24 protein-coding genes and 1 pseudogene are annotated in these 23,888 nt (G+C 57.9%); 14 read left to right on the top strand and 11 right to left on the bottom strand.

Translation table 11 applies throughout. The features are described from left to right. Window positions 1-88: 88 nt before the first annotated feature. Window positions 89-835, bottom strand: a complete 747-nt coding sequence (locus RV1423_RS01865; protein WP_034292436.1) for an SDR family oxidoreductase — start codon at window positions 833-835, stop codon at window positions 89-91. 320 nt (window positions 836-1,155) lie between these two features. Between RV1423_RS01865 and RV1423_RS28880 the strand changes: the two are divergent. From RV1423_RS28880 to RV1423_RS01845, 5 genes and pseudogenes are all read left to right on the top strand, one after another. Next, window positions 1,156-1,293: pseudogene (locus RV1423_RS28880) on the top strand (IS3 family transposase); the annotation flags it as partial. A gap of 58 nt (window positions 1,294-1,351) precedes the next feature. Continuing rightward, window positions 1,352-2,092 carry a class I SAM-dependent methyltransferase gene (locus RV1423_RS01860; RefSeq protein ID WP_034292434.1) on the top strand — a complete coding sequence of 247 codons (741 nt, stop codon included), beginning with the start codon at window positions 1,352-1,354 and terminating at the stop codon, window positions 2,090-2,092. A 70-nt stretch (window positions 2,093-2,162) separates the two neighbouring features. Next, window positions 2,163-2,396, top strand: coding sequence for a hypothetical protein (locus tag RV1423_RS30310; RefSeq protein ID WP_197034855.1), 234 nt, complete (start codon window positions 2,163-2,165; stop codon window positions 2,394-2,396). Then, window positions 2,356-4,155 (top strand): S10 family peptidase, encoded by a 1,800-nt coding sequence (locus RV1423_RS01850; RefSeq protein WP_051516414.1) that lies wholly within the window; start codon window positions 2,356-2,358, stop codon window positions 4,153-4,155. Before RV1423_RS30310 ends, RV1423_RS01850 begins: the two co-directional genes overlap by 41 nt. Before the next feature lie 154 nt (window positions 4,156-4,309). After that, window positions 4,310-4,765, top strand: a complete 456-nt coding sequence (locus tag RV1423_RS01845) for a GNAT family N-acetyltransferase (protein WP_034292430.1) — start codon at window positions 4,310-4,312, stop codon at window positions 4,763-4,765. A 121-nt stretch (window positions 4,766-4,886) separates the two neighbouring features. Here the strand turns inward: RV1423_RS01845 and RV1423_RS01840 are convergent, their stop codons facing one another. Continuing rightward, the gene (locus RV1423_RS01840; protein ID WP_081768635.1) at window positions 4,887-5,372 is read right to left on the bottom strand and encodes an isochorismatase family protein; all 486 of its coding nucleotides are present in this window, start codon (window positions 5,370-5,372) and stop codon (window positions 4,887-4,889) included. Between RV1423_RS01840 and RV1423_RS30305 the strand changes: the two genes are divergently transcribed. After that, window positions 5,260-5,541, top strand: a complete 282-nt coding sequence (locus tag RV1423_RS30305) for a LysE family transporter (protein ID WP_231502014.1) — start codon at window positions 5,260-5,262, stop codon at window positions 5,539-5,541. The genes RV1423_RS01840 and RV1423_RS30305 overlap by 113 nt on opposite strands. Before the next feature lie 424 nt (window positions 5,542-5,965). On the opposite strand, the gene RV1423_RS01830 is transcribed toward RV1423_RS30305, so the two are convergent. Both RV1423_RS01830 and RV1423_RS01825 read right to left on the bottom strand, forming a co-directional pair. After that, window positions 5,966-6,391 carry a nuclear transport factor 2 family protein gene (locus RV1423_RS01830; protein WP_034292429.1) on the bottom strand — a complete coding sequence of 142 codons (426 nt, stop codon included), beginning with the start codon at window positions 6,389-6,391 and terminating at the stop codon, window positions 5,966-5,968. Window positions 6,392-6,428: 37 nt separating this feature from the next. Continuing rightward, complete coding sequence (locus tag RV1423_RS01825) at window positions 6,429-7,271, bottom strand: NmrA family NAD(P)-binding protein (RefSeq protein WP_034292427.1); 843 nt, start codon at window positions 7,269-7,271, stop codon at window positions 6,429-6,431. Window positions 7,272-7,369: 98 nt separating this feature from the next. On the opposite strand from RV1423_RS01825, the gene RV1423_RS01820 reads away from it, so the two are divergent. Then, window positions 7,370-8,293, top strand: coding sequence for an AraC family transcriptional regulator (locus RV1423_RS01820; RefSeq protein WP_034292425.1), 924 nt, complete (start codon window positions 7,370-7,372; stop codon window positions 8,291-8,293). Between the two features lie 403 nt (window positions 8,294-8,696). After that, window positions 8,697-9,470 carry a type 1 glutamine amidotransferase gene (locus RV1423_RS01815; RefSeq protein ID WP_034292423.1) on the top strand — a complete coding sequence of 258 codons (774 nt, stop codon included), beginning with the start codon at window positions 8,697-8,699 and terminating at the stop codon, window positions 9,468-9,470. Window positions 9,471-9,518: 48 nt separating this feature from the next. Here the strand turns inward: RV1423_RS01815 and RV1423_RS28870 are convergent, their stop codons facing one another. From RV1423_RS28870 to RV1423_RS01800, 4 genes are all read right to left on the bottom strand, one after another. Then, window positions 9,519-9,734, bottom strand: a complete 216-nt coding sequence (locus tag RV1423_RS28870) for a hypothetical protein (protein ID WP_081768633.1) — start codon at window positions 9,732-9,734, stop codon at window positions 9,519-9,521. 48 nt (window positions 9,735-9,782) lie between these two features. Further along, complete coding sequence (locus RV1423_RS01810; protein WP_034292552.1) at window positions 9,783-10,271, bottom strand: hypothetical protein; 489 nt, start codon at window positions 10,269-10,271, stop codon at window positions 9,783-9,785. 132 nt (window positions 10,272-10,403) lie between these two features. Then, window positions 10,404-10,988 carry a TetR/AcrR family transcriptional regulator gene (locus tag RV1423_RS01805; protein WP_034292421.1) on the bottom strand — a complete coding sequence of 195 codons (585 nt, stop codon included), beginning with the start codon at window positions 10,986-10,988 and terminating at the stop codon, window positions 10,404-10,406. A 297-nt stretch (window positions 10,989-11,285) separates the two neighbouring features. Further along, window positions 11,286-11,552 carry a hypothetical protein gene (locus RV1423_RS01800; RefSeq protein ID WP_034292420.1) on the bottom strand — a complete coding sequence of 89 codons (267 nt, stop codon included), beginning with the start codon at window positions 11,550-11,552 and terminating at the stop codon, window positions 11,286-11,288. Between the two features lie 637 nt (window positions 11,553-12,189). Here RV1423_RS01800 and dcd point away from each other — a divergent pair. Continuing rightward, window positions 12,190-12,756, top strand: coding sequence for a dCTP deaminase (gene dcd, locus RV1423_RS01795; protein WP_034292419.1), 567 nt, complete (start codon window positions 12,190-12,192; stop codon window positions 12,754-12,756). Between the two features lie 32 nt (window positions 12,757-12,788). Here dcd and RV1423_RS01790 read toward each other — a convergent pair whose 3' ends face one another. Continuing rightward, the gene (locus RV1423_RS01790; protein ID WP_051516413.1) at window positions 12,789-13,745 is read right to left on the bottom strand and encodes a LysR family transcriptional regulator; all 957 of its coding nucleotides are present in this window, start codon (window positions 13,743-13,745) and stop codon (window positions 12,789-12,791) included. Between the two features lie 185 nt (window positions 13,746-13,930). On the opposite strand from RV1423_RS01790, the gene RV1423_RS01785 reads away from it, so the two are divergent. Then, a complete protein-coding gene (locus RV1423_RS01785) occupies window positions 13,931-14,515 on the top strand; it encodes a chromate transporter (RefSeq protein ID WP_034292547.1) in 585 nt (194 codons plus the stop codon). Then, the gene (locus tag RV1423_RS01780) at window positions 14,512-15,036 is read left to right on the top strand and encodes a chromate transporter (protein WP_034292418.1); all 525 of its coding nucleotides are present in this window, start codon (window positions 14,512-14,514) and stop codon (window positions 15,034-15,036) included. Before RV1423_RS01785 ends, RV1423_RS01780 begins: the two co-directional genes overlap by 4 nt. Window positions 15,037-15,200: 164 nt before the next feature. On the opposite strand, the gene RV1423_RS01775 is transcribed toward RV1423_RS01780, so the two are convergent. After that, the gene (locus tag RV1423_RS01775) at window positions 15,201-17,465 is read right to left on the bottom strand and encodes an arginine/lysine/ornithine decarboxylase (protein ID WP_034292417.1); all 2,265 of its coding nucleotides are present in this window, start codon (window positions 17,463-17,465) and stop codon (window positions 15,201-15,203) included. A 227-nt stretch (window positions 17,466-17,692) separates the two neighbouring features. Next, window positions 17,693-18,196: a dihydrofolate reductase gene (locus tag RV1423_RS01770; RefSeq protein ID WP_034292416.1), complete on the bottom strand. Its 504-nt coding sequence runs from the start codon at window positions 18,194-18,196 to the stop codon at window positions 17,693-17,695. 364 nt (window positions 18,197-18,560) lie between these two features. On the opposite strand from RV1423_RS01770, the gene RV1423_RS01765 reads away from it, so the two are divergent. The 3 genes from RV1423_RS01765 to RV1423_RS01755 are packed head-to-tail and all read left to right on the top strand — an operon-like array spanning window position 18,561 to window position 23,865. Continuing rightward, window positions 18,561-20,147, top strand: a complete 1,587-nt coding sequence (locus RV1423_RS01765) for a glucan biosynthesis protein G (RefSeq protein WP_231502010.1) — start codon at window positions 18,561-18,563, stop codon at window positions 20,145-20,147. After that, window positions 20,120-22,669 (top strand): glucans biosynthesis glucosyltransferase MdoH, encoded by a 2,550-nt coding sequence (mdoH, locus tag RV1423_RS01760; RefSeq protein ID WP_034292414.1) that lies wholly within the window; start codon window positions 20,120-20,122, stop codon window positions 22,667-22,669. The genes RV1423_RS01765 and mdoH overlap by 28 nt, the downstream gene beginning before the upstream one ends. Continuing rightward, complete coding sequence (locus RV1423_RS01755) at window positions 22,666-23,865, top strand: efflux RND transporter periplasmic adaptor subunit (protein WP_051516418.1); 1,200 nt, start codon at window positions 22,666-22,668, stop codon at window positions 23,863-23,865. Before mdoH ends, RV1423_RS01755 begins: the two co-directional genes overlap by 4 nt. Window positions 23,866-23,888 lie beyond the last annotated feature (23 nt).

Here is a 23,888-nt window from a genome sequence, read left to right as displayed (position 1 = left end):
CCGCCACGACGAAAGCGTGGCGGGTGCGTGATTGGAATGTGGGGGAGATCTGGTTGAGTGAAACGCTCCCGGACAGGGAGCCGAAGCCTCAAAGTTGCGAGGCGCCGCCATCAACGACAAGTTCCGTGCCGACGACATAAGAGGACTCGTCGCTGGCGAGATAGAGCGCGGCGTAGGCAATGTCCTCGGCCTTGCCCATGTGGCCTGCGGGAATAGTCTTGGCGAGTTCAAGCTTGATATTGCGAAGGTCCTCGTCGGACATGCCCCATTTGCTGAGCAGAGGCGTGTCCATCGCGCCGGGCGCGATCGCGTTGAAGCGGATTTGACGATCGAGAAATTCGTAGGACCAACTGCGAGCAAGTGATCGCACGGCGGCCTTCGCTGCTGCGGTCAGCGAAATGCCATGCTTACCCGTTTGTGCGACGAACGATGTATTGAGGATGACCGAGGCCCCCTTCCGCAAGTCCGGAAGTACCGCCTGAAGCGTGAATACAACGCCCTTGACGTTGATGTCCATGATGTCGTCATAGAGTTCTTCATCGATGTCATTGAGCGGGGAGGGAAACGCTCGACCAGCGTTGGCGAACACGACATCCAGGCCTCCGAATTTCTCTTTCACCTTTGCGGCCACCGCTCGCATGTCCCCAATTGAACGGACGTCGCCCCTGAGGACGAGCGCGTCCTCACCAAGCTCGACCCTCACGCGTTCGAATACCGATTCATCGCGACCGGTCACAGCTACCCGAGCGCCTTCCGCAATAAAAAGTTTGGCGGTCGCCAGGCCGATGCCGCTGGTGCCACCCGTAATCAAAACGGATTTATTCTTGAGTCTCATGTCATGTTCCCTTTCTCATTGCACGATTGATTAGGCCAAAGATTCAAAGCGCAATCGCCTTTGCGCGTTGATCTCGGTTTGATTTTTCGTAGCAATTATGGAACGTAGGAGAAATGACGCAAAGGTCTTATAACCCTTAAAAAGCGTCATGGAGTTCGGAAAGGATTTTGTCGATGGGAGTATTGGATGCCAATGCGCAGTTAAATGAACCTTCGATGCGAATGGGGGGCAATAAGGCAATAAGAAATAGTGGTAACTTCAAATGCCGATTGCCGATAACTATCCCGCGCATATGACCGACAAAGCCGATGCACGTAAGCCGCCGCAGATACCGCACTTGCGACGATTTTCGTGCCGACGTCTTTGATTACATTGAAAGGTTCTACAACCCAAAACGCAGGCATTCAACTATCGGCTACCTTAGCCCAGTACAATTTGAAAATCTTTTAAGCGTCTAACGGATGTGTCCGTATTGTCGGGGACGGCCAGGACCATCCAACCTATGGAGTATTAGTTATGTCATTCGGCGAGTCAGCGGCGCTTTACAATCTAACCCGGCAAGCGTATCCATCGGAAGTCATCGACAGGGTCGTTACTATTCTTGGCGCGAGCTCAGAGCACCCAGTCCTTGACGTTGGGTGTGGGACGGGCATCGCAACCAGGCAGTTGGCCGAGCGTGGTTTGGACACTGTTGGAACTGACATTGACTCGGATATGATTGAAGAGGCTCGCTTGCGGGGGAAAGCGAGGATGTACCATGTGATGCCAGCCGACGGCCTCGATTTCAAGGAAGCGAGTTTCGGCGGGGCCACTGCTTTTGGGGCATTCCATTGGTTTTCTGATGAGGCGTCAGTGCAAACAATTCTGCGAGTGCTCCGGCCGGGAGCTGCCTTCGTCGTGGTCAACAAGAATGATGCTGGAGATTTTCGGGATGCTATCGTCAAGATCGTTGGGCGTCACGTAGCTCTACGCCAAGCACACCCCAAAGTAAGGTATCAACCAGCAGAGATTCTGGGTTCCAATGGTTTTCAAGCAATCGAAAGCACCGTGCTTCCCACGGTAGAGCAACTATCTGCTGAGCAAGCCATTGCGCACGCGCGCTCCATGCGCTTGTGGGAGGAAGTGCCAGTAGTCCTTCGAGCAACAATCGAGGCCGAACTTGGTGATTATGTGCGAAGGCGGTCCAATGCGTCTGGAATATTCGAGCGTAAGCTCGAAGTAACGGTAGTGTCAGGGCATAAGTGGGAACAGTGTTGATTACGCATCCGTCCAGAGTTGCGCAACGGGTCTTTTCCCGTCGAAAGAACCTCTTGGCATGGCGACGACGATGTCTACATTCCGCGCTATGTCGAATTGCGATCTGAGTTTCAGCACCTTTATCCGAATCGAAATCACGATGAATGCGTTCGGCTCTATTTTCGAGGAAACTATGGCCGCAATCGCCAAGACCGGACATTTTAATGTCAGTCATTTGTCAGTGCTGCATGCAATGATCTTAAAATTCAAGGGAGCATTTGAAGATGCGAAACATCATCGAAGAAGGTCAAAAAATGCCAGATGAAAATGTCGATGAGACGGTGAGAAGTACGCACCAATTTTTACCTATGTTCTCAAGAAGGTTGCGAGTAAAAAATACTTTCAAGGTGTTGATATCGGGCAGTTCGCTTCTTTATTCCGTGGCGTTTTTCATGCTCCCGGACACGGCGTATTCGGCGGACGTAGCAGTGACACCTGCTCCTGCATCGCGGCCAGCGTCCGGGATGTCTACACAAAAGACCGATCAGCCAGTCGTTGACGATTCCCGTAAGGCCCTTTCATCATCAAAATCCATCGAATCGGAGCCGCAGAAAGAAGCCGAAGCCTACGGTCCTGCGGTACCCGAAAGCGCAGTCGTGACGCATCACACCATCGAGGTGAACCACCGCACGATCAACTACGCTGCGACGGCGGGAAATCTGGTTCTGCGCAACAGCAAGGAGCAGGTTGAAGCAAGCATGTTCTACATAGCCTATACGGCCGAGAATTCGCGCGAACCATCTGCCTCTCGTCCGTTGACCTTCTTGTTTAATGGGGGGCCTGGCGCAGGCAGTTCGTTTTTGATGATCGGTTCGGTTGGTGTCAAGCGTGTACAGACGACTAGTCCGCTCGCGACACCACCGGCGCCATATTTGTTGAGGGACAATCCGGACAGCTTGCTCGACAAGAGCGATCTCGTCTTTGTGGATGCCGTCGGGACAGGCCTGTCACGCATCGTCGGGAGCGGAACCAGTAAGCGGTTTTATGGTGTCGACGAAGATCTCAATGCATATATCCGTTTTATCGATCGCTATCTGACGTTGAATCAGCGCTGGAACTCGCCTAAATTCTTGTTTGGAGAATCCTATGGCACTGCGCGGGCGGCGATGCTGGCGTACCGTCTTGCAGAAAACGGCATTGCGTTGAACGGCGTCGTGTTGTTGTCGTCCGTATTGAATCTGGCGCGGGACGCGCCGGGTTACGATATTGCCTCGGTCCACTATTTGCCGAGCTACGCTGCCATCGCGTGGTATCACAACAAAATCCAACCCAAGCCATCTTCGTTGAGTGGCTTTCTGGAAGAGGTGCGGGCTTTCGCTTATGGTCCCTACGCGACCGCGCTTGCTCGCGGCGATGAGCTGCCTGACGCGGAACGTGACACAATCGCTGCACGTATTGCGCAGTACACGGGGCTCGATGTGGAGTACGTCAAGGCTAGCCGCTTGCGTATTTGGCCGTCGCGCTTCCGTAAAGAATTACTACGCGGCGAATCCCGTAACGTCGGTAGATACGACGCCCGATTCCAGGGTATCGACTATGACGATGTCGGCGAGAGGCCAAATGATGATGCCTCCGTAAGCGCGATTGCGGCGGCATTCAAGGCCGCATTGGAGGAGCATCTTGCGCGGGATTTGCGCTATGTCCCTCAAGGTAACTACAGAACGTTTAACAACGATGCCATCAAGCAGTGGAATTGGAAGCATCGCGCATGGTGGGGCGATGAGTTGACGCAAGCGTATGCGGCCGGCGATCTGGCCGAGGCCATGCGTCGCAATCCGCGTCTGATGGTGTTGTCGGCAAACGGCTATTTCGATCTGGCCACGCCGTTTTCGGCTACACAATACGATCTGTCGCATATGGGCTTGGAGCGAGGCCTGCGTAACAATATAACGACAACCTTTTATCCGGCGGGCCACATGATTTATCTGGATGACCCATCCCTGCATGTATTTAAGGCCGATCTCGTTAAATTTTACGATTCTGCCGCAGGAGCGGTGTTTGTAAAGACGAAGACCGCCAAGTAAGTTATGAATTCGATATGAATGCGCAATTGCCAGTATCTCCTTAGCCGTAAGAAGTGACGTTCGCAATTGCCAGGAGAAGACGATAGGTGAGATCGATAGCCGGAATAGGCCAGAACCTGATACAGGAAATGGAACCTAAACATTGGAGGCCCATATGGAGATTCGTAACATTCAGCCCGGCGACTTGAATCTGATATGCCGACACCGGGAATTGATGTTTCGAGAGGCTGGTCGCGATGAAGACATTCTCACTGCCATGAGGCCAAATTTTCGCGATTGGCTGGAATCCAAGCTTTTGGATGGAAGCTATTTTGGATTTATTGCTGTTCTCAAGGACTCCGCTGTAGCCGGCATCGGGTTGATGGAAATTGACTGGCCGCCTCATCCATCTCATCCGATTCAGAACAAACGCGGATATATTCTCAACGTGTATGTGGAACCAGAACATCGTAGGCGAGGTATCGCAGGCTTGCTGATGGAAATGGGCGAGGCTGAATTCAAGAAACGAGGGCTGACCTACGCGATTCTTCATTCAACTGGAATGGGACGCCCTCTGTACGAAAATATCGGCTGGTCTTCAACCTCCGAGATGGCTAAGCCGCTGGAATAGGTCAGAGATAAAATGTTTGTGGCCCGCAACCGGCCAGAAACGGGCTTCCTCTGCCGCGGAATCAGCGTGCAGCTTTGTACGCCAGTAAAAGCGAATGACTGCCACCGGCCAGGATCTGGCTTCAAATCCAAAGCACTATCATGTTCGCGCCGGCCATGATCATTCGCCGGATAGCGATCTTGTGAGCCTCAACGGAGACGCCGCCTGAGGCATCGGTGACTACCGTCACATCCCAGCCTTCGCCGAGAGCCCGGATTGTCGGCATCGCGACGCATACTTCGGTCCAGAGGCCGGCGATGATCAACTGTTTGCGCCCCGTCGCTTTGACGGCATCCACCACCTTCGGGTCCTGCCAAGTGTTGATGAACGTGCGGTCGATCACCTCCTGGCACGGGAATACGTCGGTGATCTGAGGAAAGAGGATGCCACCCCGTTCGGCAGTCACAGTTGTCAGGATAGTGGCGCAAGGCAGCAAACGAGCGTTGACCGAGGGAATAGTCGTCGAAACCCTGAATGTCAAGACGGCACTGTTCTTTCTGGCGTTTCTGCCGCAGTTCATCGCCCCTGTTTCTGCTATGACGGGCCAAGTGGCCGTCTTGGGTGGCATCTGTGTCCTGCTTAATACGTTAGTCGATATCATCGCAGTGTTGGCGGCCGAACGTCTTCTTGTATCTGAGAGTCTTCGCACGTCGCGTGCGCGCCTGCTAACGCGTTTTTCGGGAGCAACAATGATCTGCTTGGGTGCCTTTCTTGCCGCCACGAGGCGTAATGCCTAATTGAGGCTTGTCCGCTTCAGGCCGAGGCTATGTAAAAACGCAGAAATTTTTAATCAATTGAAAAATCGACTGCTCAGATCGTTCGCTATTCAATTTTCTCGACATCGGGAAGGCTCCCCTTACCCACGTTTCTTCTGATATTTACGTTTTTGCACAGCCTTGGCCAGAAGCAGTCGTAAACAATTCAAAGAGCGGCGAAAAATACCTCAATGCTGACTATCGATAATGGTGGCTTCTCACTAGCGGCCAGAAACCGGGAAACAGCAGCACGCAGACTGCGCGATTGCGGCAAGAAATTGGGGTTGTCGATACATCGCCTGGCATGACTACACGGAAGCGACTGTTCAATGTGTTCGTTGGCGTACAGAATCAGCATCAGATCGGCAACCATTTTATTGTGTGATAACTGCAAGGCAGCATCGGCTCAGCGAGCGCTCGGTGTCAGTGCGTTCCAGGCCGCAAGGGAGTCCATGTAGTCTCTCCAATGCCTGATCTTCCGATTTTCGATCTTGATGATTGAGCAGAACCGATTGTCGCATTTCGCGCCTGTCACAAGGATCGTTCCATGAACTTCGTATTCGATGACGCAGCCGTCGTCTGTCTTGTGAGTAATCAACTTGTCGGCTGATTGAAGCGCGATGTTGTCGACGTAGCCCTTGAACGCGGCCATCAGGTCGGTTCGCCCGTGGATAACGCGAGGCCAGCCCAGGTCATAGAGAACCTCGTAGATGACGTCGTCGGCGACGATATCGAAGAAGTGCTCCCCGTCGACAAGATTGCCTAGCGCGCCCCGGACTAGATCGAAGTAGGGTTTTGCGGGTTTGAAGGCTGAATATTTTTGATTCGACATTTCCTGTTCTCCTTGGTCGATTCCTGGGGTAATACCTTCACTGGCGCCATGCGGCAGCAGTTTCTGTGGCGAACTCTGCGAATCGGAAGGGGGCCGCACCAGTCGCTGTCAGAACGTCGTTATTTGGTTGAGAGCCTCGTCCGCTTGCGATCGTCTCTGTCAGCATGCGAAGCACCTCACCGTATTCAGCGGGCACACCGGCTTGGATCATGGCATTGATCCAAGCGTTGCGATCAAGGTCGCGGTACGAAATCTTACGGCCGACCGCGTTCGAGATGCGTGTGGCGGCCTCTTCGAAGGTCAATGCTTCTGGGCCTGTGGGGGAATATGCGCGGTTGGCGTGCTGCGCAGGGGCGCTCAGTGTCGCCGCCGCGACGGAAGCGATGTCCTCTGCGTTGACAAATGCTTCGGCCCCGATACCGCAAGGCACAACGATTTCATCGTTCACGGGTTTGAGAAACGTCTCGCTGAAGTTTTGCATGAACCAAGCAGGGCGCAGGATGGAATGCGAGAGCGAGGTGCGCGAGGCCAGGTCCAACTCGACCGCGCGCAGCGCGACTTCAGCAGGTGCATGCTCCATGCCGTAGGCACTGAGGTAGGTGACATGGCGCACGCCGGCGCGCTCTGCCTCGTCGAGAAACTGGGCAACGATGTTGGCAAAGTCGATGCGCATCACAGGCGACACGAGATAGACGCCCGAGATCTGAAACAGGGCGCTTGCAAAGGTGGATGGATCGTTCCAATCGAACCGGACATCGGCGCCGCTGCGAGCTGCTGTGCGGACGAAGATTCCTCTGTTGACGAGCTTTCGGGCGACGCGGGACCCGGTCTTGCCGGTTGCGCCGAGTACAAGGGTGGGGTTGTCGGTAATGTCGTTCATGGTGCTGCTCCTGGTTGGCCGGTGACATAACTTTATGCGCAGATAGTGAGAGTATCAATGATCTATTCGCTCATTAATTTGTGTGATACGCTCAATGCATGGACATATTGCAAGAACACCTAGTGCGCGCGCGCGCCTCTGGCGGCGTGTTCGCGCGATCTATCGCTGTCGCGCCTTGGGGGCTGCGGTTGCCTGGCACAATTCAACTTGCCGTGCACGCAATGATTCAGGGGCAAGCCTGGTTGTGGCTCGATGGTGAGGACGCTCCCATCGAACTCAGGCCGGGATATCTGGCGCTCGTGCGAGGGGGAGTTGACCACTTTATCGCCCACGAACCCGGTGCGCATTGCGTCTTGCCGGAGGATTTCAGGAATCAGCACTCTTCCGATGAAGCCGAGCATGATCCGCGTGCAGCGGCGTTCCTCTGTGGAGCATATCGCTTTGCGGGGGACATCGGTGCAGGGCTGGTCAACGCGCTTCCCTCCGTGTTCCTGGTTCCCTCGAGCGTGGACAATCCGATTCATGGGGTGGTCGCGCTATTGTCAAGAGAGCTATCCCAGGCCGAGCCAGGTCGCCAGACGGTGCTCGATCGGCTGCTGGACGTTTTAGTCGTGTTTGGGCTTCGGACCGGACTGGCATCAAGCGTGAATGCACCAGCATGGGTCCGGGGGGCGGCGGACGGGCGCCTATCGAGAGCGTTGCAGGCAATGCATGGGGATACGAATAAGCCGTGGACCGTGGACGAACTGGCAAGGATGAGCAATATGTCCCGGGCCACGTTTGCGCGTGTGTTCCAGGAGGTTCTCGGCGACACGCCGATGCGGTATCTCACTGGCTGGCGTATGACTGTCGCACGCGATCTCTTGCGAACGCAGGACGTTTCGTTGATTGAAGTGGCAGAGCGGGTTGGGTACTCGTCTCTATACGCTTTTGCCACGGCGTTCCGCCGACATCACGGGCAGCCTCCAGGGCGCTGGCGTCAGAGTGGGCAAGCCCTTTTCGACGCCACGGTGGCTCATTAGCGGGGGCGGCAGCACACAGGCCTGCGCTCAGAAATTAGCTATACATGGCAGTAGAATCCGTTGTCAGGAACAATGCCGATCGGGCATTTTTGTCTCCGCGGATTTGAGGAAACAGATCACGAATTTTCCAGGGTATCAATAGATTCTCAGTTCATTGCTTCAACGATGGGCAACGACTTGAAAATATAAGATCATCTCGCTTTTGTTAATGCCCGAAATCGGCGTCGGGCCGTAATTCCAATATCTCTTTTGCGATTGTGATGGTCATCTCTTTCGGGGCGGAGAGCGAGATTTTTAACGCGTTTTTTACGTAAATTGCATCAAATAGAATCCGTTTTTTATGCTGAAGATTCTAAATTGAGGTCTCCATCACTGCAGGCTTGTTGATGCAAGCCGTGACTTTATGAGACCAATCGCTATTCTTCAACACGAATCAACACAAGGGCCGGGTGTACTGCGCGATCATTTAGATGAAAACGGGATTCCGTACCGACTCATTTCTCCTGCATCGGATGGAAAATCGCCCATCGATGCAAGCAAGTTTGGCGGCATTGTCGTGTTGGGCAGCGATCACTGCGTTAATGAAACTTTGCGGTGGATCGAGGACGAGCAGACATTGCTGCAAGATGCCATAAGGCGTGACGTTCCGGTTCTCGGGCATTGTTTTGGCGCGCAGATGCTTGCGCGTGCCATGGGGGCGAAGGTCAGCCGCAATAGTTGTCCGAATATCGGCTGGAGCCAAATAGGGATCACTCCACACGCGCAACAGCTTATGGCGCTGCCCAGACAAGCGACGATGTTTAACTGGCATTACGATACTTTTGAAATTCCTGTTGGCGCAGTCCGCACGATGTATGGCAGTCATTGCCTGAACAAGGGTTTCAGCCGTGGTCGCCATTGGGCATTTCAAGGTCATCTGGAAGTGACCGAAGAAAGCATCAGGAATTGGTGTGCCGCCGGGCGAAGCGAACTCCTTCGCGCGCACGGGCCGGCCGTTCAAAGCGAGACGCAAATTCTGAAAGAATTGCGTGATCGCATTGAGGCATTGCACATGATAGCGGAGCAAACTTATCGAGCCTGGACCTGTCAGTTGGACAGACCTGCCTTTGTTGCCCTGAGCTCCGCATCCTTGCATGCCAGAACCACAATGACCCGGAGCGCTGGTTCACGCTTATGAAATTCTGGTTATTCCTGCACCAGCGAATCAGTTGCCCGATTAGCTCTCTTAAACTTCCGTGTCAGGATTCGCAGCGCAGGACAAGACCCGGGCGAAATCGTCATCCCGGGTACCCGGTTTTTTTGCCCGGCGTTCTGCCGCATGGACCTCGGAGGTGAGTCGCCACAGATCCAGATGGCGAAAATAGGTGGAGCCGCTGTCGACCCGTCTTACGGCGCCAACGGGATCGACAGGACGAACGGGCGTTACCGGATTACGCGACATGCTATCTCTCCTTGAGAATTCCCTGAACGCTTGGCGGCATTACGTTGTTCATGCGATCGCGGCTTTGCCTTTCCTGCGCAAATACATGATCTGGATGCTCAGTCCGACAATCAGCATGACAAGAAGGCTCGCTTGCGATCCGAGCAACAGCGGAGATTTCAAATCGGTAACAAACGGGTGGCCGTCCGGCACTCTGCGCAGCGTTTCAGTGACGGTCGGCACCATGAGCAGAAATGCGCTCACTGTCAGGAAGACCGTTTCTATATACATCGCCATACCTCCTGCCTTCGAAAATCTGCCCGCGCTATAGCCCACAAGAAGAAAAAACAGCGTGGCGACAGCGATTGCATAGCTGACCGGCTGATGCGTCACGAAAAAGACCGTAGTGGCCCCCGCCAACATTGAAATCAGATAGACAGTGCCGGCTCTCGAACGGGGCGTGATTCGTCCATAGCGCGCAAACATATACACAGCCGCCGGAATGGCCGGCAAGCTGCCTAGTGTGTGAATCCAGCCGAGATGAGAAATTCCAAACATGAAGCGATCCTTTATCAAAAAATGCAAGGTGCAAAGAAGGGCGATCTTGTTTCAGAACAGCGATTCTTGCAATAAGGCTACCTACTAATCGGTAGGTAAAGCGGCCGAGCGTTGAAGCAATTGCTTCACACATCAACCCTGACGAACGAGGCGTGCCAGAAGCGGATTGATGATGGCGCCGAACATGTGCGCGTCCCCGTAGGCGCGCGCCGACAGCATGGCGCCGTGGACTGCCGCCATGAATATTTCAGCTTCCACCCCGGGCGGCTCGGTCAGTTGCAAGCTGCCTTGCGCTGCGCCGCGTGCGAAAACAGATGTCAGCCAGGTCGAAAGCACCCGAAAATGCGCTCTCACTTCAAGCGCGATCTCATCAGGAAGAATCGGCATTTCACTCGCCAGCAAGGCGCAAACGCAAAATGAGGAGGATGCATCAGCGATGCAAACTTCCCAAAATTTGGCATAGGCGCGAAGCTGTTCAAGCGGATCGGAAACGCTGTGCTCCAGATTTGCAATTCCAGCTTGCATCTCCTCGCGATACTGTGTCACCAGTGTGCGAACGAGAATGGCTTTGCTGGGAAAATGATGATGAATACTGGCGTTGCGGATGCCAATGACCTTCGCTATGTCGGCATAGCTGAAGCCATTGTAGCCGCCGGAAACGATCAGCGATTGGGCGCACCGTAAGATGCCGTCGGATGTATTGGATGAAGTGGACATGCATGCAGGCTACCTTTTAGTAGGTAGTCTGTCAAGCGATGATTCGTTTTCCTTCAGTCGACCCCGTTGCCGCATATGTACTGCAAGAAGATTTGAGTGTTACGGGCCAGGCGAGCGATACCTTGACCGGCGTCTGATTTCGTCATCCGGTAGTCCGCGGCATCGATTAGAGCAGATCGGATCAATCGCAGGAAAGCCGGCGAGTGCGCAATGGTTGTCGGTATTGGCGAGGTAAAAGCGGAGGGAGAAAATGGCTCCGTCAAAGCAGGATGATGCTTGAACAGGAGCCACAAAGGCTTAAGCGCCTTGGTAGAGTTGTTTGTCAGCCGCCTGCAGTTGCATGGCGTTTTCGTGCTTGCTCATGGACGGCGCGGGCTGGACTGCAACCGGATAGGCATTGGTGCGTGCCATGTTGGGATCGTTTGCACGAATCTGCTCAATGACTGCAGCGCGTGTGGTGGTCGAAACGAATGCGGTTTCGGGAGGATAGACGCCGCCTTCGGCAAAGGCAGCGCCGGCGGTGACGGCAAGAGTGGCAGCAATGGCAATGTGTTTGATGTGCATAGTGGTGTGGGTAAGTAAATTAAACGTTGATAAAAAGAAGATTCGACTGAGAAGAATTCCTGGTCGTGACATACGTCGGAGACATGACGGCTTCTTCGGCTTTTTGTCGCAGGCAGCAGCCGGTCGAATCGATTCCGCAATCAATCACTGGAGTCGATGTATTTCGAGAGCAATGAGGACCGTTTGTCGGGTCGTCTACTTGATCGATTCAGTGACGCTTGCGGGCAGCCATTGTGGTGGCGATCATCCGGGCGATATATGAGAAAACTCTCAAAACAATATTTCGCAGTCGTTTATCCTCAATTGTAGAAAATATGAACGAATAAATTCTTATTGTTTATCGTCAAGCATCAAGTAATGAGCAGTGGGAGGCGGTGAATGCGAAAATACCCTCGTCACACTCCCCCGTCCGTCGTCCTGACGCAAGTCAGGACCCAGCGTCGTATCGGCCATCCTCACGCCGCTGAATCGCAACGTTCGCTGGGATGACGGCGATAGAGGAGGCATGCTTCGTTTAGGGCCGCTCGAGTCTGTTTTCAATGCGGCAGTAGTGCGCATCCTTTTCTCAATTCGCGATTTACGCGGCATTTAGCGTAGAATTGCAGCACTTTTATCGCACTCTATTTCCAAAAAGACAATGGCAATCAAATCCGACAAATGGATACGCCGCATGGCGGAAAACACAGGCATGATCGAGCCCTTCGAGCCCGGTCAGGTGCGCGAGGCCAACGGCCACAAGATCGTGTCCTACGGGACGTCTTCGTATGGCTACGATATCCGCTGCGCCAACGAATTCAAGATTTTTACCAACATCAATTCGACCATTGTCGATCCCAAGAACTTCGATGAAAAATCTTTCGTTGATTTCAAGGGCGATGTCTGCATCATTCCGCCGAACTCGTTCGCGCTGGCGCGCACGGTGGAGTATTTCCGCATCCCGCGCAGCGTGCTGACGATCTGCCTCGGCAAGTCGACTTACGCGCGCTGCGGCATCATCGTCAACGTCACGCCTTTCGAGCCGGAGTGGGAAGGCTACGTTACGCTGGAGTTCTCCAACACTACGCCGCTACCGGCCAAGATCTACGCCGGTGAAGGTTGCGCTCAGGTGCTGTTCTTTGAAAGCGATGAAATCTGCGAGACTTCCTACAAGGATCGCGGCGGCAAGTATCAGGGCCAGCACGGCGTGACGCTGCCGAAGACCTAAGCCGTTCCGTCATCGGAAACAGCCGCATGTTCTCAGGACATGCGGCTGTTTTCGTTGGCGCGTGCTGAATGCTTCTTGACGGCTTTCGCACATTTCCTGGCTTCGGCGATGAAGCGTTTCACCGCGCCCGACTGGCCGCTGTCGCGATAGGCCAGATGCAGCGGTGCGCTCAGGCCGGGGGCGTCGTCGATGTTGAGGTAGGTCACCGATTCCAGTTCGACGTGGCGCATCGATGCGGGGATGATCGAGATGCCGAGACCTGCGGCCACCAGGCTCAGTGTGGAGAGGTTCTTGCGCGCTTCCTGTTCCACGCGCGGGCTGAAACCGGCGGCGCGGCAGGCGGCGATGATCGTGTCGTACAGGCCGGGGCCGCTCGGGCGCCGGTTGAGGACGAAGACTTCGTCCGCCAGCGCCGTCAGCGGCACGCTCTTGCGGCGCTTGTTGCGCACCAGCGGGTGGGCGGCGGGGAGGGCGACGATCATTTCTTCCACCATCATGGTTTCGATGGTGATGTCGCTGACATCGCCCACCGGCGAGCGAATGAAGGCGACGTCGATGCGGTTCTGGCTCATCAGGGCGACCAGATCCGTGGTGCTGCTTTCTTCCACGGTCAAGGTCACGTCGGGGGCGATGTCGCGGAAGGCGCGGATCACGGTCGGCACGAAAGGATGCAGCGACGCCGATTCGGTGAATCCCACCGCGATGCGGCCGAGCTCGCCGCGCGCGATGCGCCGTACTCCGGCCACGCTGGAATCGACCTGCGACAGGATTATGCGCGCGTCGGCCAGCAAGGCATGGCCGCTTTCGGTCAGTTCCATGCCGCGCGGCAGGCGATTGAACAGCGTCACGCCCAGTTCGTTTTCCAGCGCGCGGATCTGCTGGCTCAGCGGCGGTTGCTGGATGCCGATGCGTTGCGCGGCCTTGGTCAGGTGGCCTTCTTCGGCCACGGCGATGAAATAGCGCAACAGGCGCAGGTCGATGGATGACATATGATTTATATATGATTAGTGTGCCTGCCATATATTAGACAAAATAACGTCGCAAGAGTAGCCTGCTGTTCGTGGCCGCAAGGGCCGCACCAAGAAGGAGAAACAGCGTGCACAATCAAAACAATCCACAACAGTCTTCCGGCCCGGCGCCGTCCGATCAACCCGTCGCATCCTCGGCATCCGCGATGCAGGAGGGCGGCCATGTCCGCGTTGTACCGACGTCCAGGGAGTTGTTCCTGGGGTTTCTCGGTCTCGGCATGACGGCGTTCGGCGGCGCGCTGCCTTTGGCGCATCGCATGGTGGTCGAGCGTCGTCGCTGGCTGAGCGAAGCCGAGTTCGTCGAGTTGCTGGGTTTGTGCCAGTTCCTGCCGGGCGGCAACATCATCAATCTGTCGGTGGCGCTGGGCATGCGTTTTCGCGGCGTCAAGGGCGCGCTGTCCGCGATCCTCGGCCTGATCGCGGTGCCGTCGATGGTGGTGATCATGCTTGGTATTCTTTACGAGCATTACCGGAACGATCCCAACATCAAACATCTGTTCGCCGGACTTGCCGCGGCGGCGGCCGGCCTGCTGGTGCAGATGGCGATCAAGATCGCGCTGCCGCTGCGCAAGAATCTTGTGCTGGCCGGCCTGGCGGCGGTCTGCTTTGTCGCCATCGCCTGGCTGCGCATTCCGCTGTTGTGGACCATGCTGGTCATGACGCCGGTCAGCGTGGTGATCACCGCCAAACTGGCGGAGAAAAAAGCCGCCGGAAAGGGAGGTGCCAAATGAGCCAGACCCTGATTGCATTGGCGATGATTTTTTCGGAGTTGTCGCTATTGGCTTTCGGCGGCGGCAACACCATCCTGCCGGAGATGCAGCGCCAGGTGGTGGACGTGCATCACTGGATGACGGCGGAGGACTTCAGCGCCCTGTTCGCGCTAGGCCAGGCGGCGCCCGGACCGAACCTGATGATCGTGACGCTGGTCGGCTGGCATGTGGCCGGTTTTTACGGGATGCTGGTCAGCACGCTGGCCAAGTTCGGCCCGTCTTCGGTGGTGACCGTCCTCATGCTGCATGTGTGGGAGCGCTTCAAGGACAAACCCTGGCGCCGCCATGTGCAATCCGGCCTGTTGCCGGTGACGGCCGGACTGGTCGCCGCCAGCGCCGCGCTCATTGCGCATGCTTCGATCAGCAATGGCATCCTGGCGGCGATTACCGTCGCGACCGCAGCCATTTCGCTGAAGACCAAAATCCATCCGCTGTGGCTGCTGTTCGGCGGGGCGGCGGCGGGGATGTTGTTGCTGCGTTGAATTCGGTTGCGTTGGTCCGGCTGTTGTGAGGATTCGGGAAGTCGGGATATTTTCGGTTGTAATAGGCTGATGATGGTCTCGGCAGAAAAAATCCCGAAAAAAAACCGGCGCTTGTCATCGGCGCCGGTTTTTTCACGTCCTGATATTGCTCATCGCGCTCAGGCTTACTGCTTCACGCAATCCACAAAGTAATCGCGTCGACCATCCACTTCACGCTTGACCAGACCATGCACGTCGGTCTCGAAGCCTGGGAATTTCTCGTTGAAATCGCGCGCGAATTTCAGGTAGTCGACGATGGTCTTGTTGAAGCGCTCGCCCGGGATCAGCAGCGGGATGCCCGGCGGATACGGCGTCAGCAGGATCGAGGTGACGCGGCCTTCGAGTTCGTCCAGCGGCACGCGGTCGATTTCGCGATGGGCCATCTTGGAGAACGCGTCGGACGGTTTCATCGCCGGTTGCATGTCGGACAGGTACATCTCTGTCGTCAGGCGCGCGACGTCGTAGGCGCGGTAGGTCTCGTGGATCTGCTGGCACAGGTCGCGCAGGCCGAGGCGCTCGTAGCGCGCGTTGCGGCCCTGGTTGGCGGCGGCGAACTCGGGCAGGATGCGCCAGATCGGCTGGTTCTTGTCGTAGTCGTCCTTGAACTGCTGCAAGGCCGTCACCAGCGTGTTCCAGCGGCCCTTGGTGATGCCGATGGTGAACATGATGAAGAAGGAATACAGGCCGCATTTCTCGACGATGACGCCGTGTTCCGCCAGGTATTTGGTGACGATCGAGGCGGGGATGCCGGTCTCGCCGAACTTGCCGTCCAACGACAGGCCGGGGGTGACGATGGTGGCCTTGATCGGGTCGAGCATGTTGAAGCCCGGCGCCAGGTTGCCGAAGCCGTGCCAGTCGTCTTCGGCCTTGATGACCCAGTCTTCGCGTTCGCCGATGCCTTCGGTGGAGAAGCTGTTCGGCCCCCACACCTGGAACCACCAGTCCTGGCCGAATTCCTGGTCGATCTTTTTCATGGCGCGGCGGAAATCCAGCGCTTCGAGGATGCTTTCTTCCACCAGCGCGGTGCCGCCCGGTGCTTCCATCATGGCGGCGGCGACGTCGCACGAGGCGATGATCGAGTACTGCGGCGAGGTCGAGGTATGCATCAGGAAGGCTTCGTTGAAGGCGTCCTGGTCGAGCTGCACGGTTTCCGATTCGCGCACCAGGATCTGCGAGGCTTGGGACAAACCGGCCAGCAGCTTATGGGTCGACTGGGTCGAGAAGATCATGGACTTCTTGGCGCGCGGGCGGTCCTTGCCGATGGCGTGCATGTCCTTGTAGAACTCATGGAAGGTCGCGTGCGGCAGCCAGGCTTCGTCGAAATGCAGCGTGTCGATCTCGCCATCGAGCATTTCCTTCAGCGTTTCGACGTTGTACACCACGCCGTCGTAAGTCGATTGCGTGATGGTCAGGATGCGCGGCTTTTTGTTGACGGCTTCGCGCGCGAAGGGGTTGGCTTCGATCTTGCGACGGATGCTTTCCATCGTGAACTCTTCCAGCGGGATCGGTCCGATGATGCCGAGGTGGTTGCGCGTGGGCATCAGGAACACGGGAATAGCGCCGGTCATGATGATGGAGTGCAGGATCGATTTGTGGCAGTTGCGGTCGACCACGACGATGTCGCCGGGCGCCACGGTCGAGTGCCACACCATCTTGTTCGACGTCGAGGTGCCGTTGGTGACGAAGTAGCAATGGTCGGCGTTGAAGATGCGCGCGGCATTGCGTTCGGAATTCGCGACCGGGCCGGTGTGGTCGAGCAGTTGGCCGAGTTCTTCGACGGCGTTGCAGACGTCGGCACGCAACATGTTTTCGCCGAAGAATTGATGGAACATCTGGCCGATCGGCGACTTCAGGAAGGCCACGCCGCCCGAGTGGCCGGGACAGTGCCACGAATACGAGCCGTCCTGCGCGTAATGCACCAGCGCGCGGAAGAACGGCGGCGCCAGGCCGTCGAGGTAGGACTTGGCTTCGCGGATGATATGGCGCGCCACGAATTCGGGCGTGTCTTCGAACATGTGGATGAAGCCGTGCAGTTCGCGCAGGATGTCGTTGGGGATGTCGCGCGAGGTGCGGGTTTCGCCGTACAGGTAAATCGGGATGTCGGCGTTCTTGTGGCGGATTTCGCCGACGAAGGCGCGCAGCGATTTGAGCGCGAAGGCGGTTTCTTCGAAGGAACCGGCGCCGAATTCCTCATCGTCGATCGACAGGATGAAGGCGGAGGCGCGCGATTGTTGCTGGGCGAACTGCGACAGGTCCCCGTAGCTGGTGACGCCGAGCACTTCCATGCCTTCTTCCTGGATGGCGTCGGCCAGGGCGCGGATGCCCAGGCCGGAAGTGTTTTCGGAGCGGAAGTCTTCGTCGATGATGACGATGGGGAAACGGAATTTCATAGGTTCTCCAGGTAGAACGCGTCGTATGGATGAAGGACGCGCGTTCAGTTTCAGTTAATACTGCGACTGCGCCTGGGCGAAAAGCTTACGCGCTCGGACGGCTTTGTTGGCAGGCCGGTCTCTGAAAAGAAGCCGAATTTTCGCAGATATCGAGAAATGATGGGGCGAAAACTGAAGCCGTTTTTATCAAAAATTCAGGAAAAACAACAAAAAGAAGCGCCAGCCTTTCAGCGTCTTTCGTATGTCACAAAGGCGTAGTCAAATCCCTGGGGTTCGGCGCGGTGGTTTTCGCGCGCTACCTCTTGCCACAGTTGGGGATCGATGACCGGGAAAAAAGCGTCGCAGTCGAAGCTTTTGCCGATTTCGGTGACGATCAGGCGGGTCGCCAGGGGCAGCGATTCCGCATAGATCTGGGCGCCGCCGATGATGAAGGCGTCGGTGCCGGCGACCAGGCTTGCAGCATCTTGCAAGGATGATACTGTTTCGACGCCGGCATGAGACCAGTCGCGGTTGCGGGTGATCACGATATTACGGCGATTCGGCAGGGGCCGCCCGATTGAATCGAAGGTCTTGCGGCCCATGATGATGGGGTGGCCGGAGGTGGTGCGCTTGAAGTGGGCCAGGTCTTCCGGCAGATGCCAGGGCAGGGTGTTGTTGATGCCGATGCCGTTCTTGCTGTCGGTGGCGACAATGACGCACAGCGCGCCGGAGGCGGAAGATGTAGGTAACATGCCGATACTTGTGTAGGATTGCCGGAACCCGGCGCACATGCGCCGCCGATGAGGGCGCTATCTTACAGGAGTGTCCGGCCGTGAAGGAACTTTATGGGCCGGAATTGCCCTTACTAGAGTTGTCTCCGGGAGCGTCGAAGGAATCCGGCCGGCTCTCCGCCGGGCATGGTTCCTTCCGGCAATGCGCGAAAATCGCATGATGCCGCGTCAGTATTAGGTTTCGGGCGATTTCAGAGGACAATATGCGGTTTACCGGGCCGAACTCTTCGGCCAAGTCGGGCAACATTAGGTAAACTACGTCATCTTTCGAAACGTCGGAAGGGCGTTATCGGATAAGAAAAACTGCATGTCAGACGGAAATTCAATGTTCTTATCTTTGTATCGGCGAGGCGCTTTGAAAGCTTTTGCCACATCGTCCCGTTTCGTGGGACAGGTTATTTTCCCGGCTGCGCTGACCGCATTGCTGGTGTTCTACGGAAACAATGCGGCGGCGTTCGATTTCAACGATGTCGCGGCGCGCGCCAAGGCGCTGGCCGGCAAATCGTATCGCAAGCCGCCGGACAAGTTGCCCAAGGAGATCAAGGATCTCAGCAACGAACAGGCCAGCCAGTTGCATTTCAAGCAGGACCGCGCCTATTGGCGTCCACAGAAACTGCCGTTCGAGTTGTCCTTCGTGCATCTGGGCGGTGCTTATGTGGAACCGGTGCGCATCAATGAAATCGTCGGAGGCGGCGTGCGCGAGATTGCCTTCAGTTCGGCCTTGTTCGACTACAGCCGCACGCACCTCGATCCGCGCCGCGTGCGCAATATCGGTTTTGCCGGATTCCGCATCCGCTATCCGCTCAATTCGGCCAAGGAAAAGGACGATGTCCTGACCTTCCTCGGCGCGAGCTATTTCCGCGCCATGGGCAAGGGCCAGGGCTACGGCATGTCGGCGCGCGGGCTGGCGATCGACACGGCGTTGTATTCGGGCGAGGAGTTTCCTCGTTTCACCGAATTCTGGCTGAATCGTCCGAATCCGGGCGACAAGGAACTGACGGTGTACGCGCTGCTGGATTCGCCGCGCGCGACCGGAGCTTATCGCTTCGTGCTGCGTCCGGGCGTGGATACGGTGATCGACGTCAAGGCGCAGCTTTACCTGCGCGCCAACGTCACCAAGCTTGGCATCGCGCCGCTGACCAGCATGTTCTTCTTCGGCGAAAACCAGAACGGCCCGGTCGACGATTTCCGCCCGGAGGTGCATGACTCCGACGGCCTGTCGATCCAGTCGGGCACCGGCGAATGGATCTGGCGTCCGCTGGTCAATCCGAAACGCTTGCTGGTGACCGCGTTCAGCCTGGATAATCCGCTCGGTTTCGGCCTGATGCAGCGCGACCGCCAGTTCTCCAATTATGAAGACCTGGATTACCATTATGAAGCGCGCCCCAGCGCCTGGATCGAACCCAGGGGAAAATGGGGCGCAGGCCGCGTCGAGCTGGTGCAGATTCCGACGCCCGATGAAACCAACGACAACGTCGTGGCTTACTGGATGCCGAACGCGATGCCCAAGCCGGGCCAGCCCTTCAACGTCGAGTACCGCATGTACTGGCAGAAGGATACTGAAAAGAGGCCGCCGCTGGCCTGGGTGGCGCAGACGCGCGTCGGTCACGGCTACCGCGCCAAGACCGACGACACGATAGGCATGGCGATCGACTTCGACGGCACGGCACTGAAGAAACTGCCGGCCAATGCGAGGGTGGAGGGGACAGTGGAAAGTGACGGGAACGGCAAGGTTGTGAGCGTGGTCACACGCCGCAATGACGTCACCGGAGGCTGGCGCATGGAATTGAAATTGCGCCGCAATGAAGAAAACAAGCCGGTCGAGCTGCGCGGATTCCTCAGGAATGCCGCCCAGAGCGGCGCCGGCGCAACCCTGTCTGAAACGTGGAGCTACATATTACCCCCCAACTGAGGCAAGCCTCGGAAATATCGCAACAGCTCGAGCGTTATCTCGATCGCCTGCCGCTGACGCCGGAGCAGCGCCAGGATCTGGTTGAGCGCGTGGGCGAGCTGGATTCCGGCGACGCCATGCGCGATCTGCATGGCACGCTGGCAGGGGCGCAACACAATCTCCACGACAACCCGGCGCAGGACTCCATCGCGGCGCGTCTGGAATTGCTGTATCCGCGCGCCGCCGTGCAGGCCATGGCGCCTGCCGTCCGCATCGCTCCCGGAGAGCGTCCGGTGCCCGGCCCCGGCGACAACATCAAGGTGGCGCCGCCTATCAATCGCAAGTCCATGGTGCCGCGTCCCTGGGGTACGCTCAACCCGCTGTCGCGCTGGGTCGAGGAAGCCAACCGCAAGTTTGAGCAGCGCGCCGCGCGCCGCAAGGGGCTGCCGATCAAGGAGCCGGTCTTCGTCGAAGACACGCTGGATGGTCCCGACGCCCCCGATCCGCGCGGCTACTGGCAGCATAGCGGCAACGTGCGCCGCGTGGTGCTGCTGATCCTGATGGTGATGCAGACCGCGCTGGCGACCTATTTCATGAGCTATGTCCTGCCCTATCACGGCGAGAAACCGTTGGAGATGGTTGTTCTCGGCCTGTTCGCCTTGCTGTTCTGCTGGGTCTCGGCCGGTTTCTGGACCGCGATGACCGGCTTCCTGGTACTGATGCGCGGCGACGATCCCTACCTGATTTCGCATGAAGCGGCCGGTCCCCGATGGATTGCGCCGGACGCGCGCACCGCCATCGTCATGCCGATCTGCAACGAAGACGTGGCGCGCGTGTTTGCCGGATTGCGCGCGACCTACGAGTCGGTCGCGCGCCATGGCGACCTCGACCGCTTCGACTTCTTCGTCCTGAGCGACAGCGGCCAGACCGATATTTGCGCCGCCGAAACCCAGGCCTGGGCGACGCTGTGCAAGGAAGTCGGCGGCTTCGGCCGCATCTTCTACCGCCATCGCCGCCGTCGCGTCAAGCGCAAGAGCGGCAACATCGACGACTTTTGCCGCCGCTGGGGCGCCGACTACCGTTACATGCTGGTGCTCGATGCCGACAGCGTCATGAGCGGGCAATGCCTGTCGACGCTGGTGCGCCTGATGGAAGCGCATCCCGGCGCCGGCATCATCCAGACCGCGCCGCGCGCGGCCGGGCGCGACACGCTGTACGCGCGCATCCAGCAATTCTCGACACGCGTATACGGCCCCTTGTTCACCGCCGGCTTGCACTACTGGCAACTGGGCGAATCGCATTATTGGGGCCACAACGCCATCATCCGGCTGGCGCCGTTCATGAAGCATTGCGCGCTGGCGCCGCTGCCCGGGGAGGGCAACCTGGCCGGTCCGATCCTGTCGCATGATTTCGTCGAAGCCTCGCTGATGCGGCGCGCCGGCTGGTCGGTGTGGATCGCCTACGACCTCGACGGCAGCTACGAAGAAATGCCGCCCAACCTGCTCGACGAACTGAGCCGCGACCGCCGCTGGTGCCAAGGTAACCTGATGAACTTCCGCCTGTTCCTGGCGCGCGGCATGCACATCGTGCATCGCGCCGTGTTCGTCACCGGCGTCATGGCGTATCTCTCTGCGCCGTTGTGGGCCCTGTTCCTGGCGATGTCGACCGTGCTGCTGGCGACGCATACGCTGATCGATCCGCAATATTTCGTCGAGCCGCGCCAATTGTTTCCGATCTGGCCCGAATGGCATCCGGAGAAAGCGCTGGCGCTGGTCTCGGCCACCGCCTCGATCCTGTTCCTGCCCAAAATCCTTAGCGTGCTGCTGATCGTGGTCAAGGGCGCCAAGGGGTACGGCGGCTCCTTGCGCGTCACGCTCAGCATGTTCATCGAACTGCTGTTCTCGATGATGCTGGCGCCGGTGCGCATGCTGTTCCACACGCGCTTCGTGCTGGGCGCTTTCCTTGGCTGGGCGCTGAGCTGGAAGTCGCCGCCGCGCGCCGACAACGAGACCGGCTGGGGCGAGGCCTTGCGCCGCCACGGCTTCCATTCGGTGCTGGGCGTGGTCTGGGGCGCGGTGGTGTACTGGCTTAACCCGTCCTTCATCTGGTGGCTGATGCCGATCGCCGGTTCGCTGGCCTTGTCGGTGCCGTTGTCGGTGCTGTCGAGCCGGGTGTCGTTCGGTCGCCTGTTCCGCCGCGCCAAGCTGTTTTCGATTCCGGAAGAAGTGGACGCGCCGCGCGAGCTGCGCGACACGGTGGCGCATCTTCATGCGACCGCGCCGTTGCCCGGGTTCATCGACGCGGTGGTCGATCCGGCCGTGAATGCGCTGGTCTGCGCCGCCGCCCACGGTCATCCGCGCATGCCGGACACCGGCCGCGCCATCGGCGATTCGCTGGTGTTGCAAGCCTTGCGCCGCGGTCCGCACGTTCTCACCGAAAAGCAGAAGCATGCCTTGCTCGACGATCCGCGCCTGTTGTCGGCGCTGCATCTGGCGGTCTGGAGTCAGCCGACGCGGCATTCGTCATGGATGGCCACACGATGAAAAGGGACGACATGGCGCAGGATAGTGCAACTCCCTCCCAGGACTCCCGCCGCAAGCTGAACCGGCGCGGCTGGACGGCGCTGGCCTTGCTGCTGGTGGTTGCCGCCGGCGCGGCCGGCTGGTACGGCTATCGCCAGCGCCATCCCGAGCCGGTGCCGGTCAAACTGGAGACCGTGGCGGCAGGGCGCGGCGACATCGAACAAGTCGTCAACGCCACCGGCAACGTCGCCATGCAAAGTTACGTCGACGTCGGCACCAAGGTATCGGGGCAGATATCGGATGTCTATGTCGCCATCGGCGAACTGGTCAAGGAAGGCAAATTGCTGGTCGCCATTTCCCCTGCCGTGCAGGCCGGCCGCCTCGAAAGCAACCGCGCCCAGATGGCGCGACTGAAGGCGGAACTGGCCGGGCAGAACGCGCAGCTCGACTTCGCCCAGTTGCAATTCCAGCGCCAGACCCAGTTGAAGGCGGAGAACGCCACCCGCGAAGAAACCTACGAATCCAGCCGCATGGGCATGTATTCGGCCGCCGCCAAGGTCGACGCCATCAACGCGCAGATCCAGCAGCTCGATGCGACCATGAAAGAAGACGACGCCATCCAGAAACAGACCAAGGTGGTGGCGCCGATCAGCGGCACCGTGGTGGCCTTGTCGGCGCGCGTGGGGCAGACCCTGTCGGCCAACCAGGACGTGCTGATGCGCATCGCCGACCTCAGCCGGATGAGCGTGCAGGCGCGCGTGGCCGAAGAAGACGTCACGCGCCTGCACAAGGGCATGACCGCGTATTTCACCACCCCGGGCTATCCAGGCAAGCGCTGGGCCGGCAAGCTGCGCCAGATCATGCTGCTGCCGGCGGATGATTCCGGCAGGCAGGGCAAGAAGGCGTTCTATACTGTGCTGTTCGATGTGCCGAACCCGAGCCGCGAACTGATGGCCGGCATGACCGCCGACGTCTTCTTTGTGTTGGCCAGGGTCGAACATGCCGTCACCATTCCCGCGTCGCTGGTCGTCAAGCCGGACAGCAAAGGCTTGCAAAAGCTCAAGGTACTGCGACCCGACGGTAAGCTGGAAACGCGCGAGGTTAAAATCGGCATCCGCGACGCCGACAAGGCGCAGGTGCTGTCCGGCCTGAAGGAAGACGAACAGGTCTTGTTGCCGGCGACGGCGCCGTCGGCACGCGACAAATCCGGGCAGTGACCGGCATGCCATTGCGACAGGTA

It is taken from the genome of Herbaspirillum sp. RV1423 (assembly GCF_000577615.1).
GTDB lineage: Bacteria > Pseudomonadota > Gammaproteobacteria > Burkholderiales > Burkholderiaceae_D > Herbaspirillum.
Note: the sequence above shows the minus strand (reverse complement) of the source record. Positions and strands in the feature narration are given on the sequence as shown.

Bases quoted from the DNA above. Each gene is read 5' to 3' on its own strand.
- RV1423_RS01865 (WP_034292436.1), bottom strand. From the start codon at position 835: ATGAGACTCAAGAATAAATCCGTTTTGATTACGGGTGGCACCAGCGGC.
- RV1423_RS01860 (WP_034292434.1), top strand. From the start codon at position 1,352: ATGTCATTCGGCGAGTCAGCGGCGCTTTACAATCTAACCCGGCAAGCG.
- RV1423_RS30310 (WP_197034855.1), top strand. From the start codon at position 2,163: ATGTCTACATTCCGCGCTATGTCGAATTGCGATCTGAGTTTCAGCACC.
- RV1423_RS01850 (WP_051516414.1), top strand. From the start codon at position 2,356: ATGCGAAACATCATCGAAGAAGGTCAAAAAATGCCAGATGAAAATGTC.
- RV1423_RS01845 (WP_034292430.1), top strand. From the start codon at position 4,310: ATGGAGATTCGTAACATTCAGCCCGGCGACTTGAATCTGATATGCCGA.
- RV1423_RS01840 (WP_081768635.1), bottom strand. From the start codon at position 5,372: ATGCCACCCAAGACGGCCACTTGGCCCGTCATAGCAGAAACAGGGGCG.
- RV1423_RS01830 (WP_034292429.1), bottom strand. From the start codon at position 6,391: ATGTCGAATCAAAAATATTCAGCCTTCAAACCCGCAAAACCCTACTTC.
- RV1423_RS01825 (WP_034292427.1), bottom strand. From the start codon at position 7,271: ATGAACGACATTACCGACAACCCCACCCTTGTACTCGGCGCAACCGGC.
- RV1423_RS01820 (WP_034292425.1), top strand. From the start codon at position 7,370: ATGGACATATTGCAAGAACACCTAGTGCGCGCGCGCGCCTCTGGCGGC.
- RV1423_RS01815 (WP_034292423.1), top strand. From the start codon at position 8,697: ATGAGACCAATCGCTATTCTTCAACACGAATCAACACAAGGGCCGGGT.
- RV1423_RS28870 (WP_081768633.1), bottom strand. From the start codon at position 9,734: ATGTCGCGTAATCCGGTAACGCCCGTTCGTCCTGTCGATCCCGTTGGC.
- RV1423_RS01810 (WP_034292552.1), bottom strand. From the start codon at position 10,271: ATGTTTGGAATTTCTCATCTCGGCTGGATTCACACACTAGGCAGCTTG.
- RV1423_RS01805 (WP_034292421.1), bottom strand. From the start codon at position 10,988: ATGTCCACTTCATCCAATACATCCGACGGCATCTTACGGTGCGCCCAA.
- RV1423_RS01800 (WP_034292420.1), bottom strand. From the start codon at position 11,552: ATGCACATCAAACACATTGCCATTGCTGCCACTCTTGCCGTCACCGCC.
- dcd (WP_034292419.1), top strand. From the start codon at position 12,190: ATGGCAATCAAATCCGACAAATGGATACGCCGCATGGCGGAAAACACA.
- RV1423_RS01790 (WP_051516413.1), bottom strand. From the start codon at position 13,745: ATGTCATCCATCGACCTGCGCCTGTTGCGCTATTTCATCGCCGTGGCC.
- RV1423_RS01785 (WP_034292547.1), top strand. From the start codon at position 13,931: ATGCAGGAGGGCGGCCATGTCCGCGTTGTACCGACGTCCAGGGAGTTG.
- RV1423_RS01780 (WP_034292418.1), top strand. From the start codon at position 14,512: ATGAGCCAGACCCTGATTGCATTGGCGATGATTTTTTCGGAGTTGTCG.
- RV1423_RS01775 (WP_034292417.1), bottom strand. From the start codon at position 17,465: ATGAAATTCCGTTTCCCCATCGTCATCATCGACGAAGACTTCCGCTCC.
- RV1423_RS01770 (WP_034292416.1), bottom strand. From the start codon at position 18,196: ATGTTACCTACATCTTCCGCCTCCGGCGCGCTGTGCGTCATTGTCGCC.
- RV1423_RS01765 (WP_231502010.1), top strand. From the start codon at position 18,561: ATGTTCTTATCTTTGTATCGGCGAGGCGCTTTGAAAGCTTTTGCCACA.
- RV1423_RS01755 (WP_051516418.1), top strand. From the start codon at position 22,666: ATGAAAAGGGACGACATGGCGCAGGATAGTGCAACTCCCTCCCAGGAC.